A 17,644-nucleotide genomic window follows, 5' to 3' on the forward strand; every position below is an offset into this window, starting at 1 on the left:
CTGGACCTTCGCAAGCCCAAGTTTCCCTTACAGGACAGGCACTTCCTCCATTTCACGACCAGATCTACATCACACTGCGTGAAAGACGCAGGCTAACCCTCTTTATCACTCACGCCCCCCTCGCCCAGTCGGGCAAAGTGATCAAATCGGGCACGCCGAGCACGGGAGATGTCCCTTGTGGACGGTCGAGGACGCGCGTCAGGTCTCGGCGATGCCGCTCGCCGCTCACGACCACCTCATCTGGCGCACTTCCGCCACTGTGGCGGGCAAGCCAGCGCGAGGTCAGTGGTCGTCGTAGTGGTCCCCGTGCGCGGCGTGGCGGTGGCCGTCGTGCAGGTAGTCGACGTGGTCGCCGTGCGGCACCGCGACATGGCCGCAGCCCTCGCCGTGGGCGTGGTCGTGACCCTGGTGCGGGATGTGGTCGCCGGTCTCGCACTCGTCGAAATGCCCGTCGTGTGCGCGGTGCAGGTGCCCGTCGTGCACGTAGTCGACGTGGTCGCCGTGGGGCACGGCGACATGGCCGCATCCTTCGCCGTGAGCGTGCGTATGGCCGGCGTGTTCGGTGTGCGCGGCGGTCATCACCGGGTCCCTCCTGATCGGAATGCCTGATCAGGCGGACCGTAGCACCGGTCTACGGGCCCAGCAGCGCTCTCACCCGACCGAGTGCCCGCACCTGGTCGGCCCAGCGCGGGTCCGCCAGCCCGACGACGATGTGGGCCGCTCCCGCCTCCCGGTACGCCGCCAGCCGTCCGGCGACGGCTTCGGCGGAACCGGTCAGCGGCAAGGCGAGCGCCTGGTCGAGCGGCATCCCATAGGCGTCGTTGATCCCTGTCGCCAGATCCGCCGCCGTCGGCAGGTCCGCGCCTTCGCCCAGCGCGCCGGTGGCGCCGACCGCGATCACCGGGTTCGCGACGCCGAGATCCGTCAGCCGTCGCCGTCCGTCGGCGACGGCGTCCGGCGGCAGGAGCGACGGGAACCACCCGGTGCCGTGCTCCGCGACGCGCCGGAGCACGAGCCTGCCCCGGTTGCCGACCCAGATCGGCGGGACCGCCACCGCCGGCGCCAATTCGACGACGGCGTCGCCGATTCGCACCTCTTTGCCCGCCGGCAGATCCGGCAGCAAGCGGAGCGCCTGGTCGGTGCGCGGGCCGCGTTCGCCGAAGGGGACCCCGGCCGCGGCGAACTGGGCTTCTCCCCCGCCCGAGCCGATGCCGAGGATCAGCCGTTCGCCCGACACCTGTTGCAGCGAGGCGATCTGCTTGGCCGCCCACGCCAACGGCCGCATCGCCGGGACGAACACGCTCAGCCCGATCCGGATCCGGGTCGTGACCGCGGCGGCGACCGCCAGCCCGACCGTGCTGTCGAGCGAAGGACGGCCGGTCATCAGGTGGTCGCCGAGGAAGACACTGTCGAGGCCCGCGTCCTCGGCCTGCCGGGCGGAGACGCGGAGGTCGCCGGACGGGAGGATCACACCCAGTTTCATGAGCCCATCGTGCGACCTCCACTCGACTGGAGGTCAAGGCGCCGCGATCAGGCGATGCGGCGGCGGTGCCCGGCCCAGAACGGCTCCCGGAGCGCCCGCTTGTCGACCTTGCCGATCGCCGTCAGCGGCAGCGCGTCGGCGAAGTCCACATCGGACGGGACGAAATGCTCGCGCCCGAAGAACACCCTGGCCTGAATCCGGACCTCTTCGGCGGTCAAAGCACCTGAAACAGCGGGCACCACCACGGCGTGGACCCGCTCGCCCTCACCGCCGTCGCCAGGCACACCGAACACGGCCACGGAGCGGATCAGCGGATGCCGCGCGAGCGCGTTCTCGACCACGGTCGAATACACCTTGGTGCCGTGCTCGCCGGTGATGATGACGTCGTTCGCCCGGTCCAGCAGGTAGAGGTACCCCTCGTGGTCGAACCACCCGAGATCACCGGTCCGCAGCCAGCCGTCCCCGATCGGCGCCGCCCCGTGGTAACCGACCATCATGGACAGTCCACGCACCAGGACCTCCCCGTCGTCGATCCTGGCCTCCATGCCCGGCACGATCCGGCCCACGGACTCGAGCCGCTCCGGCCGCCCGGCGAGCTCCGCCGCGGAGATGCTCGCGATCATCGGCGCCTCGGTGAGCCCGTATCCCTGCCCGACCACGGGCCCGAACACTTCGAGCGCCTGAGCCAGCCGTCTCGGCGGAAGCGGGGCGGCACCCAGTGAAAGCTGCCGCACACTGCTGACATCGCTCGACGTCATGGCCGGATGGTCGAGCACCTCGGCCAGGCGCGCGGGCGTGAGGGACAACGCGGTGATCCGGTGTTCCACGATCGTGTCGAGTACCGTACCCGCGTCGAAGCCCCGCAGCAGGACGACACTCTCCCGCCGCAGGATCGCCCCCAGCACGGTGGCGTTGCCGGTCATATGCGTCATCGGCGCGATCAGCAGCGTGCGTCCCGGCCCCGCCGGATCCGGCGCGAAAATATGCGCCATCCCGTCGTAGATCCCGCTGTGCCGGATGAGTTTCGGCGTCCCGGTGGTACCCCCGGTCGGAAAGATGACGGTGACCGAACCCGGCAGTCCCGCCGGGTCGGTACCGTCGCGGTCCATCAGTTCGTCGAGCGCGATCACCCGCTCGACGTCGACGGGCCAGTCCGCCGGCTGCTCGGTCACCAGGGTCGTGACACCGGCCGCCTTTACCGCGGCGAGGCGATCCGGCGAACTCGCCGACGCCGCCACGAGCAGCACCGTCGAACCCCGTAGCTGTGCGGCGATCTGCAGGAGGACGGTTTCCGGCCGGTTTCCGGCGTCGATGGCGACCACCCCGCCCTCCGGCAGTCCCGCGTACATCCGGCGCACCAAGTCGAGCGCCTGCCCGTAGCCGGTCTCCACGCCGTCCTGGACGAACAGCACCTCGTCGCCTCCCGAGCGCAGCGCGGCCAGCACACGGGTCAAGAACAGACTCTCCACCGGCCGGACCCTAACCCAGGGTCAAGACCCCGAGCAGCAGCCACCGGCCGGAGCGGCACCCTCGTAGGCGTCGTGCCAGTTCCACCACTCGTACGGCGGCGTCTGTGGACAGCCCTCCGGCGAATCCTCCCACGCCTCCTGCCGCCCCAGCGCGGTGATGTCGAGGTAGCTCCAGGTGCTCCCCATCGCCTCGTCGCCGCGATCGTTGACGAAGTACGTCCGGAACACCTGGTCGCCTTCACGGATGAAGGCGTTGGTGCCGTGCCATTCGCCGACCCCGAAGTCGACGTCGAAGTCGCCGGCGATCGTGTACCACGGCATCGTCCAGCCCATCCGCGCCTTCATCCGCGCGATATCCGGTTGCCCGCCCCGGGAAACGAAGGCCAGGGTGGTGTCACGGGCGTTCAGATGCGCGACGTGCGCCACCTGGTCGGCCACCAGCGAGCAGCCTTTGCAGGCGTGGTCGGGGAACCCTTCCACACCGGGGTCGAAGAAGGCCCGGTAGACGATCAGCTGACGGCGTCCCTCGAACAGGTCGAGCAGATTCACCGCGCCGGACGGCCCTTCGAACTCGTACGGCTTCTCGACCGCGAGCCACGGCATCCGGCGCCGCTCGGCGGCGAGCGCGTCACGGGCTCGGGTCAGTTCCTTTTCCTTCACCAGCAACCGAAGGCGCGCCTCTTCCCATTCGGCCGCGGACACCGTGTTCATCCCGCCAGCTCCGCGGGCAGGACACTTTGCCGGTTCGGCTGTCCTTCGCCGGTCGTGATCAGCTCCCGCAGGCTGGTGCCGACGTAGAAGGTCCATGCCTTGTGGCAGACATCGAAGCATTCGTACTCCGGGACCAGCCCGTGGTGGGTGAAGCGCGCTTCGGCCTTGCCGTCCTTCTCGCCGATCTCGAACGTGATCGTGGTGCCGACCCATTCGGTCTCGTCGCGGGTGAAGTCGAAGTGGTTCTCGAGGACCAGCCAGGAGACCTTGCGGCCCGGCACGGACTCGGTGATCCGGATCCGGCAGCGGTGGACCTCTTCGTAGTGGTACTCGAACTCGTCGCCGGAGTGCACGACCTCTTCCGACCACCACCCGCGTACGTCGTTGAACGCGTCGAAGACCTGTTGCGGCGTCTGATCCACGGTGAAACTCGTCGTGAAGCTCATGATGAACCCTCCAGATGGTCTCTCAGAGCCGCGAGCGGCCCGTCCCAATCACGGGCGAGCGCGGCGAGGAACTGCTGGGCGACCTGCATCGGGGCCGAATGCAGCCGGTAGCGGACGCGGCGCCGCTCCCCCTGTTCCGGGATCACCAGCCCCGCGTCGGTGAGCAGTGCGAGGTGCTTGGCGATGGCCTGCCGCGTGATCGGCAGCCGGTCCGCCAGGTCGGTCGCCGTGGCCGGGCCGCCCGAGGCGAGGACGGCGAGAATGCTCCGCCTGCTCGGGTCGGCCAAGGCGACGAAGACCTGTTCGGCGATCGTTTCGATGTCAGGCGGCATCGAGGTATTCGATCAGTTCGCCCAGCTCGGCCGCCCACCCGTCCGTGTTCCCTTCGAACGCGACCTGGTGTGCGTCGTCCGGCAGCTGGGAGAAGCCGGACTCGACGACGGTGAGCCGCGTACCTTCTCCGTTCCGGACGAGCGTGAACTCGACATAGGTGCGACGAGGATCGTCGTCGGGCAGACCGTAGATGTTCCAGGTGAAGCCGAAGATCTCCGGTTCCTCGACGCGCTCGACGCGCATGTTCGCCTTGTGCCCCTCGTCCCATTTCATCTCGGCCTCACCGCCGGGCCGCAGGTCGATGCTCGCCTGGTTCCCGAACCAGGTGCCCAGGCCCTCGGCCGTGGTCAGCGCGGCCCAGACCTTCGCGGGCGGATGGGCGATCTCGACGGTGCGTTCGATTCGGTCGGGGAATCCCACGACAGCCTCCTCAAGTAGCAATCAATCGGTTGCTATAACTTTGTATAGCAACCGGACGATTGCGTCAAGGCTGGTTTCAGGAAGCCGCGTACAGCGAGCCGAGGAATTCGAGCAACAGCCGTTCGCGCAACGGACCGGGTGCCGTGGCCAGCAGCGCGTTGATCTCCGCCATCCGGGTGGGCAATCCGGCCGCGCCGCCGAGACCCGCGGCCGCCAGCAGTCCGGCGAACTGCTCCGGCGTCAGCGTCGCCGGGTCCAGCGCCGCGACGAACTCGGCTACTTGCGGGTCGACGACGACCGGCCCCGCTTCGCGGGCGGCCACGACCGACGCGGCGAGATCGGCCAAGAAGTCCTTCTCGCTCCCGCGGTTCGCGGCCGTCACGGTCAGATGCAGGTTCGCGGGCGACGACTCGTGGGCGAACTGCGGCTGGACGTACCAGCCGCGCTCCCGCATCTCGTCCGCGACGGTGAACAAGTCGAAACCCGCGCCGTCCTCCACGGTGAAGGCCAGCAGGGTCGACACTGGATCGCCGAGGACCCGCAACCCGTCCAGCGCCTCGATCCCGGCCCGGATCTCGACGGCCGCGTCACGGGCCGCCGAAGCCAGCTTCCGGTAACCCTCGTCGCCGACGTGACGCACGACGGCCCAGGCCGCGGCTAGCGGGCCGCCGGATCGCGTGCTCTGCAGCGTGGTGTTCAGCATCGTGTAGCCGGGCCAGTCCGCGCTGGCGAAGTACTGCGGCCGGCGAAGGTCCGCGTTGGCGTGCAACAGAACCGACACGCCTTTCGGGCAGTAGGCGTACTTGTGCAGATCGACCGAGACGCTGGTGACACCGGGGACGTCGAAACCGAACGGGCCGAGCCCCAAGTACGGCAGCACCCAGCCACCGATGCAGGCGTCGACGTGGAAGCGGACGCCGTCGAGCAGCACGGCGATCTCGGGGATCGGGTCGAGGACGCCGTGGGCGTAGGACGGCGCGCTCGCGACGACGAGCACCGTGCTGTCGTCGACCGCGGCGGCCATCGCCTCCGGGACCGCGCGGAAGGTCACCGGATCGATCGGCACCGAAACCACGCGGACGCCGAAGAAATGCGCCGCCTTGTGGAACGCCGCGTGCGCGGTCGTGGGCAGCACGATACTCGGCGTGGACACGTCGGGACGCGCGTCGCGGGCGGCCAGGACGGCGAGCATGCACGACTCCGTGCCGCCCGAGGTCACCGAACCGGCCGTCTCCGCCGTACCGCCCAGCAGCCGCGCCGCGGCGCCGACGAGGTCGTTCTCCATCCGCAGCAGACTCGGGAACGCCGTCGGGTCGAGGCCGTTCGCCGACGACGCCAGCGCGTGCGCGGCCGCGCCGAGTTCGTCCACTTCGGACAGACCGCTGTCGTAGACGTACGCGAGCGTCCGGCCGCCGTGGGTCGGCAGGTCGCCCGCCCGCAGTTCCCGAAGCTCCTTCAGGATGTCCTCGGCGGTCACGACCGGCGCTCCAGTACCGACTTCCGCAGCAGCGGAATGCCGAACAGGATCAGCACCGCCGGGAGGATCGACGCGCCGAGCAGGATCGCCGTGAGCGCGCTGTCCGGCTGCGCGACCTTGGCGTCGAGGCTGGACTGATAGCCGCCGAACTGCAGCACCAGCCCCCAGAGCCCCGGTCCGAGCGCGAGCCCCAGCGTCTCCGACGCCGTCCAGACACCGGCCGCGACCCCGGCCCTGGTCTCCCCGGTCCGCTCCTCTTCGTCGCTGATCAGGTCCGGCAGGATCGCCAGCGGGAACACCGAGATCCCCGCGTAGCCGACGCCGCAGAAAGCGACGAACACCATCGTGACGGGGAACGGGAACGCCTTCGCGCCGAGAAGCCCGAACAGACCGACGCCGAACGCGGCGGTGGCGAGCCGGAACCCGACCAGTTTCCCGACACTCGCCCCGAGTTTGGGCCACAGCGGCATGGTCAGCAGCGCCGGGCCGACGAAACCGACGAACAGGACCGTGGAGTAGCCGGAGCTGCCGAGGATCCGTTCGGCGAAGAACGGGATCGCGGCCAGCACCGTGCCGATTCCGAGTGCCTGGACGAAGTAGACCCCGAGCAGCCAGCGGAACGGCCGCCACTGCGCGAGCGTCCGGAGCAGTTCACGCGGGCTCACCGTGTTCGGCCGCAGTGCGCCGACCGGCGCGTCCTTCAGCCCGAAGTACACGCCGAGGGTCGCCAGCAGGATGATCACGGCGATGAACACGCCCATGACGCGGTAACCGGTGACGCCGCCGACGAGTTCGGTGATCGCCGGGGCCCCGCCGCCGCAGATCAGGATGGCGACCGCGAGGAAGCCGATCCGGATGCTGGTCAGCTTCGTGCGTTCCTCGGCGTTGTCGGTCAGTTCGGCGGGCAACGCGTTGAACGGCACCTGGAAGAACGCGTACGCGGTGGCGCACAACAGGAACACGACGACGACGTAGATCGCGTCGGGCACCGGGCCGCCGAAGCCGGGGTGGGCGAACAGGGCTGCGAAGAGGATCGACACGCCGATACCGCCGAAGAGCAGGAACCGGCGGCGGCTGCCGGTGCGGACCATGTCCGCGTCCGACAGCCTTCCCGCGATCGGGTTGAAGAGCACGTCCCACGCCTTGGGAATGAACACGATCGCGCCGGCCACGCCCGCGGCGACGCCCATCGTGTCGGTGAGGTACTTCAGGAGGAGCAGGCCGGGAACCGTGCCGAAGGGGCCGGTGACGAACGAGCCGAGCGAGTAGCGGTACCTCGTCCGTGCTGGCAGGGCTGCCATGATCCTCCTCGAGGCGGTTCTCCCGATGAAGGCCTCAGTATTGGATCTTGGCCACCACCGGGTAGTGGTCGGAGGGAATCGTGCCACCGTCGTAATACACGAGCTGTACCGGGCCGACAGCGGCGAGTGGACGGCCGCCCGCGCGCACGGCGCCGACGTAGTCCAGCGAGTCGCGGTAGGTCGCCGGAACGGACTTCGCCGCGTTCGGGTTGGTGGCCGCATCGAAGGTGTACGCGCCTTCGCCCGTCGTGCGGAGGATGCCGTCGAGGAAGGCTTCGCCCTGCTGGGCCTGGGTGCGGCCGAGGGAATCCTTGCGCGCCTGTCCCGCCCAGTACTCGATGTTCAGGTCGCCGGCGATGACGACCGGTTCGCGCGCGGGAGCGTATTTCGTGACCAGGTCCCGGATCTCGCCCAGCTGCGCCATCCGGATCTCGTGCGCCTTCGGCAGCGTCTCCGGTCCCTCGTCCGCCTGCAGGTGCGTACCCGCGATCCACACCGGCTTCCCGTTGACGACCAGGCGGGCGAGCGCGGCTCCCTTGTTGGAAATGTAGTCCGCCGTGCCCGAGTAGGAATTGCGGAAGACCAGCTGGTGCTGCTCGGTCACCGGCGCCTTGCTGAGCACGGTGACCCCGCCGTTGACCACTACGGGGGAATTCGAGCAGTTCCCGTTCACCGTGGTCCAGCCGGGCGACGTGGAACAGTACTGGCCGACGAGCGGGGTCTGGTGCGGCCAGGCGTCCTTCAGCCGGTTCCGCAGTTCCTCCGCCTGGGTGCTGAAAGCCTCGTCCAGGACGACGACGTCGGCGTCGTTCGCGCGGATGACGTCCTCCGCCGCGCGAGCCCTGGCCTGTTTGTCCGAAGTGTTCGGACTGGCGATCCAGGGCAGCTGCCAGATGTTGAACGCCATGACCTTCACCGAGACCGCCGCCTGGGCGGGCACGGCGGTTCCGGCGAACATCGCGGCGGCGATGGCGAGTACGGCGAGCTTCCGCACGAAAGACCCTTCCGGTGTCAGGAGACGACGAATGTCCGCGAAGTCCCGCTGAACGCGGAGATCGCCCCGTTCCAGCCGTTCTTCCAGTTTCCGAAGTGGATCACGCGATATTTGCCGATCGGGGCGTTCGCGGGGATCTTCCAGTGGACGACGGCTTTCGATTCGGCGACGAACGTCCGCGCCCAGTGGTACTTCGTGTCCCAGTCGCCGTCGTCGGCGTGCCGGACCCACTTGCCGTCGGCCAGCCGCTGGATCTCCAGGAACGTGCCGCCGCGCCGCAGGTCGTTCTTCGGATGCCCGGTGACGAACTCGACCGCGACCTGCTCGCCGCGCGCGTAGGTGCTCTTCGCGTCGACCAGGACGTCACCGAAGTTCTTGAACGCGGGCGGGCTGTCGAAGACGACCCCGGGCTGGAAGTTGATCAGCTTGCCGCGCAGATCGCGAGGCGTCGGCCCGTGCGGCACCGCCGATCCCGCCTTCATCGCGGCCGCGAGTTTGGCGAATTCCTGCTGGTACGCCGGAAGTGTGTACCGGCCGTACAGGGTCGACGCGCCTTCGTACTGCTGCGAGTCGTACTCCTCGGGCGTGGTGACGTACTGGCTGTACGCGTTGGCGTACCCCTGGACGAGCACGTTCTCCAGCGGGACACCGAGTTCGGCGGCGACGGTCCGGCGCAGGCGCAGTCCGGCGACGATGGTCAGCTCGGCGGGCACGGCCACGAGGTGCAGCTGCCCGATCCGGACGAGCTGCAGCGGCAGGACCTCCGGCACCCACGGATACGGCTTCATCGCGCCGAACGGCACCGCGATCACCTTCGGCGCGTGCGCGTCGGCGAGTGCCTGCGGAATTGGCGCGTCGATGCCGCCGAGCCAGTCGATGAACGGGTTCTTCACGCCTTCGGGGAGCGGCAGGCCGGGTCCGTCCTCGCGGCTGCCCGCCAGCATCGACACCCCGATCGCGGCCGTGCAGGTGCGCTGCGGCCGCCCGTTCGGGGTGTACTTCGCGTCGACGGCCACATCGGACATGTCCACGTAGCACATCCGGTGGTCGACGCCGCCCGTCACGGCCTCGGCCGCGGCGTCGAAGGCGCTCTTCGCCGCGCGGAACTGGAGGTCACCGATCGTGCGGGTGTTCTCGAACTCGGTTTCGGGCGTGCCGGGTTCGAGGTTCAGGTTCGGGCTCATGTCACCGGTGTTGGTCTGCGGGAAGGCGGCGACGAACCGCGGGTTCCCGTCGAGGTACCGCACGCCGGCGTGGTCGTGTTCCCATTCGTAGGCGGCGTACCCCTTGTTGTCGCCGCTGATCAGGTGGTTGCCGTTGCTCATCGACGTTCCGTGCGTGGCGAACCAGCTGATCGCGCCGACGTCGACGCCGTTCTGGCTGAAGCGCAGGACCGTGACGGCCGGGTCGATCGCCTGCGGGAAATGATCCTTGTCCGCCTGCGGGTTCAGGTCGAAGGCCTTGCGCGAGCGGTTGACGCTGGCCTTGGTCAGCTCGGCACGGCCGAGCCGGATCGATCCGGGCGAGAGGTTCGCGTGCGCCCGGCCGATCGCCTCGAAGATCCCGTCGACGTGCGCGTCGTACACCTGCTGCTGGAAGCCCAGGATCGCCAGAGCGTAGGCGGCGTAATGGGAATCCCCGCCGCACGCGGAGTGGGTGTGCGTGGCGTTGAGGAGGACGTTCTGCTCGGTGTACAGGTCACCGTACGCGGCGTGAAGCTTGCGCAGCACGCCCTGGTGGACGGACTGGAACAGCGCGCCGAGGTCGGCGGTGACGAAGGCGATCCGCTTGCTGCCGTCGTCGACCACGAAGGCGCGCGCCCGGGTGCGGAGGTGGATGCCGGCGGTCTGCTGCTGCGGCATCGAGTAGCCCATCATGCCGTTCTCGGCGGCCGGTCCGGTGACGTCGGAAATGCCGACGCCGACACGGAAACCCTTCGCCGACGCCGCTTGCGCCTGCTGGGCGCCGAGCATGCTCGCCGCGATGGGCAACGCCGCCGCACCCGCGAGAACCCGCCTCCGGCTCACCGTCATGAGTCGCACCTCCCGGCCACGAACATGAACCGACTTCATGTTCGTGGCCGGGACGCTACGTGATGGGCCTCACTGTCGCAACCCCACGAAAGGCGGGACGAAGGGCGCTACCGACGAGGAGGCCCCTGGGATCGTCCATGAAGGATCTGGGACACTCAACGTCCCAAATCCTTCATCAACGCGAGTTCGCCTCGGCTCCAGCCGACCGCACGCCGAGACCAGGGCTGATCCGTTCCCACGCGGGGGTCGTGAGTGGCGAAGAGGGTTAGAACGATCATTGCCACTCACGACCGCCCTTACCTCTCATGAGAACCGCTACGAAAGGGTCTCCGCGACCTTCGTGAGCGTCGCGGCATCGCCCCGCAAAAGCAGCGTGGTCACGACGGTCTCGTCCCACGCGGCGAGTTCGTCACGGATCTTTTCCGCCGGTCCGATCAGTGAGGTGTCCTCGACCAGCGACGTCGGGATCGCCGCGGTCGCCTCGTCCTTGCGGCCTGCCAGGTACAGCTCCTGCACCTTGTCGGCGACGTCCTCGTACCCCATCCGGGCGAAGACGTCGTGGTGGAAGTTGACCGATTTCGCACCCATGCCGCCGATGTACAGCGCGAGCGACGGCTTGATCCAGCTCGCGGCCTCCTCGACGTCGTCGTGGACGAGCACCGGGACGGACGCGGCGACCTCGAAGTCGTCGAAACCGTGCCGGGCACCGGGACGCGAGAAGCCCTCCTGCAGTGCTGCCCGATAGAAGGCGTCGCTCTTGGGCGAGAAGAACAACGGGAGCCAGCCGTCGCAGATCTCCGCCGACAGCGCCACGTTCTTCGGCCCCTCCGCGGCGAGGAAGATCGGGATCTCCTTGCGGAACGGATGCACTGTGGACTTCAGCGGTTTGCCGAGCCCCGTGCCGCCCCGCAGCGGCAACTGGAAGTGCTGCCCGTCGTGGGTCACCGGCGCCTCGCGCGCGACGACCTTCCGCACGATGTCGACGTACTCGCGGGTGCGGGCGAGCGGCTTCGGATAGGGCTGCCCGTACCAGCCTTCGACCACCTGCGGCCCGGACGCGCCGAGCCCGAGCACGAACCGGCCGCCGGACAGGTGGTCCAACGTCAGCGCGTGCATGGCCGTCGCGGTCGGGGTACGCGCCGACATCTGGACGATGTTGGTGCCGAGCTTGATCCGGCTGGTCGACGCGCCCCACCAGGCGAGCGGGGTGAACGCGTCCGAGCCGTAGCCCTCGGCGGTCCACACGGAATCGAAGCCGAGTTCTTCGGCCCGCGAGACCGCGTCCAGCGCGCCCTCCGGCGGGCCGGACGACCAGTAACCGAGGTGGTAACCCAGCTTCATCGAGGCTCCTAGTCAGACGTTCGGTGAGTAGTGCTCGGGTTTGCCCCGCTCCGAAAGCGGCGGAAGGTTCCTCGCGGGAGTCTCGACCAACGGCGCGTCCGGGGCCAGTTCGCCACGCTCCCGGCGCCAGCCCGCCCTGGCACGCGGGTGATAGCGGCGGTCTCGCGGGACCAGCTTGAACGCCGCGTTGATCAGCTTCCCCACCCGGCGATGGCGTCGCTCGTCGCGTTCGGTCCAGGTGTAGCCGAGCCGCTCGCGGATCGGCGGGTCGTACAGGCCGACCGTCAGCCAGACGAAGTTCCGCGCCACCTGCCCGCGGACGAGGTGCCAGGCGAAGTCCGGCAGCCACGGGAGAAAATTCGGCTTCGGAAGGTCCTTGATGTCGAGGACGTCGCGCGTGGCCTTGTTGTCCTCCAGCACGTCCTCGCACATGCGCTTCCAGTACAGCTGGAAGTCCTCCCACGATTCCGGTACCGGGCGCATGCTCATGCCGTACATCTCGTACCACTGGACGTGCTCGTCGAACAGCTTCCGCTTCTCGGCCTCGCCGATCCCGCCGCAGAAGTTGTCGGCGATGAGGATCGCGCTCACGAAGAACGTCGAATGCGCCCAGTAGAACGTGTCCGGGTTGAGCGCGTGATAGCGCCGCCCGTGTTTGTCGACGCCCTTGATCCGATCGTGGTAGCCACGCACTTCCAGCGCGGTCTGCCGGGCGCGCGGGCCGTCGTAGATCACTCCCCCGATCGGGTACAGCGAGCGGAACAGACGCTGCCAGCGTTCCTCGAAGAACCGCGAGTGCTCCTCGACGCCCGCGCCCAGCTCGGGGTGCATGTTCTGCATGGATCCGGCCCACAGCGCGATGAGCAGCCCACGCCAGTCCCCGAAGTACTTCCAGGTCAGCGAATCCGGTCCGAGCGGCCGCGGCTGTGTCATCCCCGGTCTCCTCACTGAGCTGGTTAAATTGACCACAACTGTTGTCAGGTTAAAGTTGACAACGGCCGTAGTCAACAAGAGGAGCCGATCATGGCCGGCCGCAGCTGGGCAGGCACGACCCTGGACGACCGCAAGGCCGCACGGCGGGGACAACTCGTCGACGCGGGCCTCGACCTGCTCGGGACCCAGGGCAGCGCCGGGGTGAGCGTCCGCGCGGTGTGCCGTCACGCCAAGCTGACGGAGCGGTATTTCTATGAGAGCTTCGCCGACCGCGAGGAACTCGTCGTCGCGGTCTACGAGCACATCGGCGCGCAGGCGCGGCAGGCCCTCGTCGACGCGGTCAGCGACACGGCCGAACCCACCGAACGAGCGAAGGCCGCGGTCCGCGCCTTCGTCGAATTGATGCTCGACGATCCGCGCAAAGGCCGCGTGCTCCTGCTCGCGCCGATCACCGACCCCGCGCTGACCACGCGCGGCATCGCGCTCCTCCCCTCGTTCGCCGAACTGGTCAGCGGGCAGCTGTCCCATGGTGACGCGGCCGAACGGCAGATGACGTCGATCGGGCTGGTCGGCGCGCTGAGCAACGTGTTCATCGCCTACCTCGACGGCTCGCTCAAGGTGAGCCGCGAGCGCCTGATCGACCACTGCGTCCGCCTCGTGCTCGGGGCCGACCGTCAACCCTGACCGCGTTCGGCGACCAGCTGCAGGGCGATGTCGATGATCATGTCCTCCTGCCCACCCACGTATTTCGCGGCGCCGACGCGATACAGGATTTCGTGCGCCGGGACGTCGTAGCGCTCGGCGGCGCGTTCGGCGTGCAGGAGGAAACTCGAGTACACCCCTGCGAAGCCCTGCACGATCGACGACCGGTCCATCACCGGCAGCCGCGTGATGTAGGGCTTCACGACGTTTTCGGCCGCATCCATCAGCACGTCCTTGTCGACGCCGGTGCGGATCCCGAGTCGCTCGAACGTCGCCGCGAGAACCTCGGTCGGCGAGTTGCCCGCGCCCGCGCCGAGCGCCACGAGCGAACCGTCGATCTGCCGGGCGCCGGCCCGGTAGGCGAGCACCGAGTTCGCGACACCGAAACTCAGGTTCTGGTGTCCGTGGTAACCGACCTGCGCCTCGTCGCCGAATTCCGCCACCAGCGCGGCGACACGTTCACCGGCGTCCTCCAGGATCAACGCCCCGGCGGAATCGACGACATAGACGCACTGACACCCGGCGTCGACCATGATCCGGCCCTGTTTCGCCAGTGCCTCGGGCGTGGACATATGGGACAGCATCAGGAAACCGACGGTCTCCAGCCCGAGTTCCCTTGCCGCGCCGAAATGCTGGACGGACACGTCGGCCTCGGTGCAATGGGTCGCGATCCGGACCGCGCCCGCGCCGAGGTCGGCCGCCACCCGCAGGTCGCCGACGGTGCCGAGGCCCGGCAGCAGCAGAACGGCGATCTTCGCGTGCCGTGCCTCGGTGACCGCCGCGGCGATCAGCTTTCGTTCGTCCACAAGGGAAAAGCCGTAGTTGAACGTCGAGCCACCGAGCCCGTCGCCGTGGCTGACCTCGATCAGCGAGACCCCGGCGTCGTCCAGCGCCCGGACGGTGTCGCGCACGTTCTTCTCGGTGAACTGGTGCGCCATCGCGTGGCTGCCGTCGCGCAGGCTGGTGTCGACCAGTCGGACCTCACGGTTCACGTCGTCCCAGCTCATGCCGCCACCTCCTGAGTGGCCAGAAGGTCACCGACACGGGCGGCCGCGGCCGTCATGATGTCGAGGTTCCCGGCGTATTTCGGCAGGAAGTCCCCGTTCCCGGCGACCTCCAGGAACACCGCGACCCGCACCTGCCCGCTCCACCCCGGGCGGGGTGGGTCGTATTGGGGATCCGCCTTGAGCGTGTAACCGGGCACGTAACCCTGGACCGTCTCGACCATCCGGTGGATGGATTCGCTCACCGCGTCGAAATCCGCGTCCGGGTCGATCGCGCAGAACACCGTGTCGCGCATGATCATCGGCGGTTCGACCGGATTGATGATGATGATCGCCTTGCCGCGGCTCGCTCCCCCGACGAGTTCTATCCCGCGCGCCGTCGTCGCGGTGAACTCGTCGATGTTCGCCCGGGTGCCCGGCCCGGCCGAGCGCGACGAGACGGACGCGACGATCTCGGCGTAGGGCACCGGCGTCACCCGGGACACCGCGTGCACGATCGGGATGGTGGCCTGGCCGCCGCAGGTGATGAGGTTGACGTTCGGCACGTCCAGCCGTTCGGGCAAGCCCACGGCGGGGCAGGTGAACGGGCCGACCGCGGCCGGGGTCAGGTCGATCGCGCGGATCCCGGCGGTGGCGTACCGCGGCGCGTTCGCCAGATGCGCCTTCGCCGAGGTCGCTTCGAAGACCAGGTCCGGCAGCTCGTCGCGCGACAGCAACCAGTCGACGCCGCCGGCGGAGGTCTCCAGTCCCAGTTCCGCGGCCTTGGCCAGCCCGTCCGACTCCGGGTCCACGCCGACCATGTACCGCACCTCGACGTGCTCGCTGCGCCTCAGCTTCGCGAGCAGGTCGGTGCCGATGTTCCCGGGACCGACGATCGCGGCCACCGCTTTCCGTTGCGCCATGCCAGGTGACGCTCCCCGAGCGGATAGGGCACACTCAACCCATGCGTGCCGCTGGGCGGAACGACGACCCGGAACGAACCGGAGCGGACGGCCTCGTCGCCGCCCGGATCTCCGCGCTGCTCTCGGCTTTCCGTCCCGGTGACGACGCGCTCGGCGTTTCCGAGCTGGCGCGGCGGACCGGCCTGGCGAAATCGACCGTCCACCGGCTCACCGGGCACCTGGTCGCGACCGCCCTCCTCGAACGCGAGGGCGCGGCGTTGCGGCTCGGGCTGAAACTGTTCGAGATCGGCCAGCTGGCGGTACGGCGCCGGGGACTCGTCGAGGCGGCGCGTCCGTATCTGGCCGATCTCCGCGAAGCGACCCGCAACACCGTGCATCTGGCGGTCCTGGAAGGCACCGAGGTCGTCTACCTCGACATCCTGCGGGGGCCCGACGCGCCGTCATTGCCGTCCCGGATCGGCGGCCGTTTTCCCGCGCACGCCACCGGCGTCGGCAAGGCGATCCTCGCGTTCTCGCCGGAATCCGTGGTGACACAAGTGATCGACGCCGGCTTGCCGCGCGTCAGCGTACGGACGATCACCGCCGCGGGCCTGCTGCGCCGTCAGCTCGCCAAGATCCACGGTGAGGGAATCGCGTTCGAACGGGAGGAATCCGGCGTCGGCGTCGTCTGCGCGGCGAGCCCGCTGCTCGACGCGCAAGGGGTGGCGGTGGCGGCGTTGTCGATCTCCGGCTGGGCGAACCGCATGCACACCAACCGGGTCGCACCCGCGGTGCGGACCGCCGCCTTGGCTCTTTCCCGCACCCTGTAAGGGTTCTACGCGACGAGCCCTCGCCGGACCAGTTCCGGACGCACACCCTCACCGAACCAGTACGCCTCCTCCAGATGCGGATAGCCGGAGAGGACGAACTCCTCGACGCCGTGCGCGTGGTACTCCTCGATGAGGTCGGCGACCTCCCCATGACTGCCGACGAGCGCGGTGCCCGCGCCACCGCGCACGAGGCCGATCCCGGCCCAGAGATTGGGGTACACCTCCAAACCGCGGACGCCGCCGCCGGTCTTCCCGCGGTGCAGCGCGGCCATCCGCTGCTGGCCCACGGATTCGCTGGCGGACAACTGTTCCTGGGTGTGGGCGATCCGCTCCGGGTCGATCGCGTCCAGCAGTTCGCCCGCCTCCGCCCAGGCTTCGGCCGACGTGTCACGGGAAAGGGTGTGCAGCCGGATACCGAAGCGGAGCTTCCGTCCCTGCTCGTCGGCGAGCTCGCGGACCTTGGCGATCTTTTCGGCGACCTGCGCGGGCGGCTCGCCCCACGTGAGGTAGACGTCGGCGTGCCTCGCCGCGACCGGCAGCGCCGCCGCGGACGAACCACCGAAATAGATCGACGGAACCGGATCCGGCGCCGCGCGCGTGGTCGCGCCCTCGACCTTGAGGTGCTCGCCGTCGAAGTCGAACGGCTTGCCGCTCCACACACCGCGAACGATCTCGAGGAACTCCCCGGTGCGGGCGTAACGCTGGTCGTGATCGTGCCAGTCACCGAAACGGCGCTGTTCGACCGTATCGCCGCCGGTGACGACGTTGAGCAGCACCCGTCCTTGCGAGATCCGCTGGAACGTCCCGGCCATCTGCGCGGCCAGTGTCGGGGCGATCGTCCCGGGCCGGAACGCGACCAGGAACTTGAGGCTTCTCGTCTCGCGGATCAGCGCGGCCGTCGTCAGCCACGCGTCCTCGCACCAGGTCCCGGTCGGTGTCAGCACGCCTTCGAAGCCGTTCGCCTCGGCGGCGCTGGCGACCTGCGCGAGGTAGCCGAGGCTCGGCTCGCGGGCCGCGGACGCCCCGGCGGCGCGGCTGGCGTGGAAGTGCTCAACGATCGTCCGGCCGTCACCGGTGGTGGGGAGGAACCAATGCAGCTTGAGCGTCACGGTTCCGAGCTTCGGCTCCCCGCACCGGACCGGTCAATCCGCGGGCTCCGCGTCCCGCGATCTGGACGCCCCCTCCGCGCATTTAGGGGTCCTAACAGAATGAGTGGGCTTTGAGTCGGCGCCAGCAGATAATGGCGCAGCCGATGGTGAGGAAGGCTTCGTGGAGGTCGTCGCGGA

Annotated in this window: 18 protein-coding genes; 2 read left to right on the top strand and 16 right to left on the bottom strand. The window is 68.9% G+C overall.

Going from position 1 to position 17,644, the window contains the following annotated elements:
• Window positions 1-282: 282 nt before the first annotated feature.
• The 13 genes from AC0685_RS42820 to AC0685_RS42880 all read right to left on the bottom strand — a co-directional run bounded on the left by AC0685_RS42820 (window position 283) and on the right by AC0685_RS42880 (window position 12,941).
• Entirely contained in the window at window positions 283-579 is a 297-nt protein-coding gene (locus AC0685_RS42820) for a hypothetical protein (RefSeq protein WP_125794207.1), read from the bottom strand.
• A gap of 52 nt (window positions 580-631) precedes the next feature.
• Entirely contained in the window at window positions 632-1,483 is an 852-nt protein-coding gene (locus AC0685_RS42825; RefSeq protein ID WP_478230752.1) for an LLM class flavin-dependent oxidoreductase, read from the bottom strand.
• A 47-nt stretch (window positions 1,484-1,530) separates the two neighbouring features.
• Window positions 1,531-2,952, bottom strand: coding sequence for a class I adenylate-forming enzyme family protein (locus AC0685_RS42830; RefSeq protein ID WP_478230753.1), 1,422 nt, complete (start codon window positions 2,950-2,952; stop codon window positions 1,531-1,533).
• Between the two features lie 21 nt (window positions 2,953-2,973).
• Entirely contained in the window at window positions 2,974-3,663 is a 690-nt protein-coding gene (locus tag AC0685_RS42835; RefSeq protein ID WP_478230754.1) for a DUF899 domain-containing protein, read from the bottom strand.
• Window positions 3,660-4,109 (bottom strand): SRPBCC family protein, encoded by a 450-nt coding sequence (locus tag AC0685_RS42840; protein ID WP_478230755.1) that lies wholly within the window; start codon window positions 4,107-4,109, stop codon window positions 3,660-3,662. Before AC0685_RS42840 ends, AC0685_RS42835 begins: the two co-directional genes overlap by 4 nt.
• Entirely contained in the window at window positions 4,106-4,441 is a 336-nt protein-coding gene (locus tag AC0685_RS42845; protein WP_478230756.1) for an ArsR/SmtB family transcription factor, read from the bottom strand. Before AC0685_RS42845 ends, AC0685_RS42840 begins: the two co-directional genes overlap by 4 nt.
• The gene (locus AC0685_RS42850; RefSeq protein ID WP_478230757.1) at window positions 4,431-4,862 is read right to left on the bottom strand and encodes an SRPBCC domain-containing protein; all 432 of its coding nucleotides are present in this window, start codon (window positions 4,860-4,862) and stop codon (window positions 4,431-4,433) included. Before AC0685_RS42850 ends, AC0685_RS42845 begins: the two co-directional genes overlap by 11 nt.
• 76 nt (window positions 4,863-4,938) lie before the next feature.
• Window positions 4,939-6,339 carry a pyridoxal phosphate-dependent decarboxylase family protein gene (locus tag AC0685_RS42855; protein WP_478230758.1) on the bottom strand — a complete coding sequence of 467 codons (1,401 nt, stop codon included), beginning with the start codon at window positions 6,337-6,339 and terminating at the stop codon, window positions 4,939-4,941.
• A complete protein-coding gene (locus AC0685_RS42860; RefSeq protein ID WP_478230759.1) occupies window positions 6,336-7,640 on the bottom strand; it encodes an MFS transporter in 1,305 nt (434 codons plus the stop codon). Before AC0685_RS42860 ends, AC0685_RS42855 begins: the two co-directional genes overlap by 4 nt.
• A 34-nt stretch (window positions 7,641-7,674) precedes the next feature.
• On the bottom strand, window positions 7,675-8,634 hold the full coding sequence (locus tag AC0685_RS42865; RefSeq protein WP_478230760.1) for a sphingomyelin phosphodiesterase: 960 nt from the start codon (window positions 8,632-8,634) through the stop codon (window positions 7,675-7,677).
• Window positions 8,635-8,651: 17 nt separating this feature from the next.
• Entirely contained in the window at window positions 8,652-10,667 is a 2,016-nt protein-coding gene (locus tag AC0685_RS42870; protein WP_478230761.1) for a neutral/alkaline ceramidase, read from the bottom strand.
• A 315-nt stretch (window positions 10,668-10,982) separates the two neighbouring features.
• On the bottom strand, window positions 10,983-12,008 hold the full coding sequence (locus tag AC0685_RS42875; RefSeq protein ID WP_478230762.1) for an LLM class F420-dependent oxidoreductase: 1,026 nt from the start codon (window positions 12,006-12,008) through the stop codon (window positions 10,983-10,985).
• A gap of 12 nt (window positions 12,009-12,020) precedes the next feature.
• The gene (locus AC0685_RS42880) at window positions 12,021-12,941 is read right to left on the bottom strand and encodes an oxygenase MpaB family protein (RefSeq protein WP_340682184.1); all 921 of its coding nucleotides are present in this window, start codon (window positions 12,939-12,941) and stop codon (window positions 12,021-12,023) included.
• Window positions 12,942-13,031: 90 nt separating this feature from the next.
• On the opposite strand from AC0685_RS42880, the gene AC0685_RS42885 reads away from it, so the two are divergent.
• On the top strand, window positions 13,032-13,625 hold the full coding sequence (locus tag AC0685_RS42885; protein WP_478230763.1) for a TetR/AcrR family transcriptional regulator: 594 nt from the start codon (window positions 13,032-13,034) through the stop codon (window positions 13,623-13,625).
• Here the strand turns inward: AC0685_RS42885 and dmpG are convergent.
• Together dmpG and AC0685_RS42895 are read right to left on the bottom strand one after the other, a co-directional pair.
• On the bottom strand, window positions 13,616-14,650 hold the full coding sequence (dmpG, locus tag AC0685_RS42890) for a 4-hydroxy-2-oxovalerate aldolase (RefSeq protein WP_478230764.1): 1,035 nt from the start codon (window positions 14,648-14,650) through the stop codon (window positions 13,616-13,618). The two genes, AC0685_RS42885 and dmpG, sit on opposite strands and share 10 nt — an antisense overlap.
• On the bottom strand, window positions 14,647-15,549 hold the full coding sequence (locus AC0685_RS42895) for an acetaldehyde dehydrogenase (acetylating) (protein WP_478230765.1): 903 nt from the start codon (window positions 15,547-15,549) through the stop codon (window positions 14,647-14,649). The genes dmpG and AC0685_RS42895 overlap by 4 nt, the downstream gene beginning before the upstream one ends.
• A 41-nt stretch (window positions 15,550-15,590) precedes the next feature.
• Here AC0685_RS42895 and AC0685_RS42900 point away from each other — a divergent pair, with 41 nt between their 5' ends.
• Window positions 15,591-16,358, top strand: a complete 768-nt coding sequence (locus tag AC0685_RS42900; RefSeq protein ID WP_478230766.1) for an IclR family transcriptional regulator — start codon at window positions 15,591-15,593, stop codon at window positions 16,356-16,358.
• Between the two features lie 5 nt (window positions 16,359-16,363).
• Here the strand turns inward: AC0685_RS42900 and AC0685_RS42905 are convergent, their stop codons facing one another.
• Window positions 16,364-17,467, bottom strand: coding sequence for an LLM class flavin-dependent oxidoreductase (locus AC0685_RS42905; RefSeq protein ID WP_478230767.1), 1,104 nt, complete (start codon window positions 17,465-17,467; stop codon window positions 16,364-16,366).
• Window positions 17,468-17,644: the final 177 nt, after the last annotated feature.

Source organism: Amycolatopsis sp. NPDC043889, from assembly GCF_056435645.1.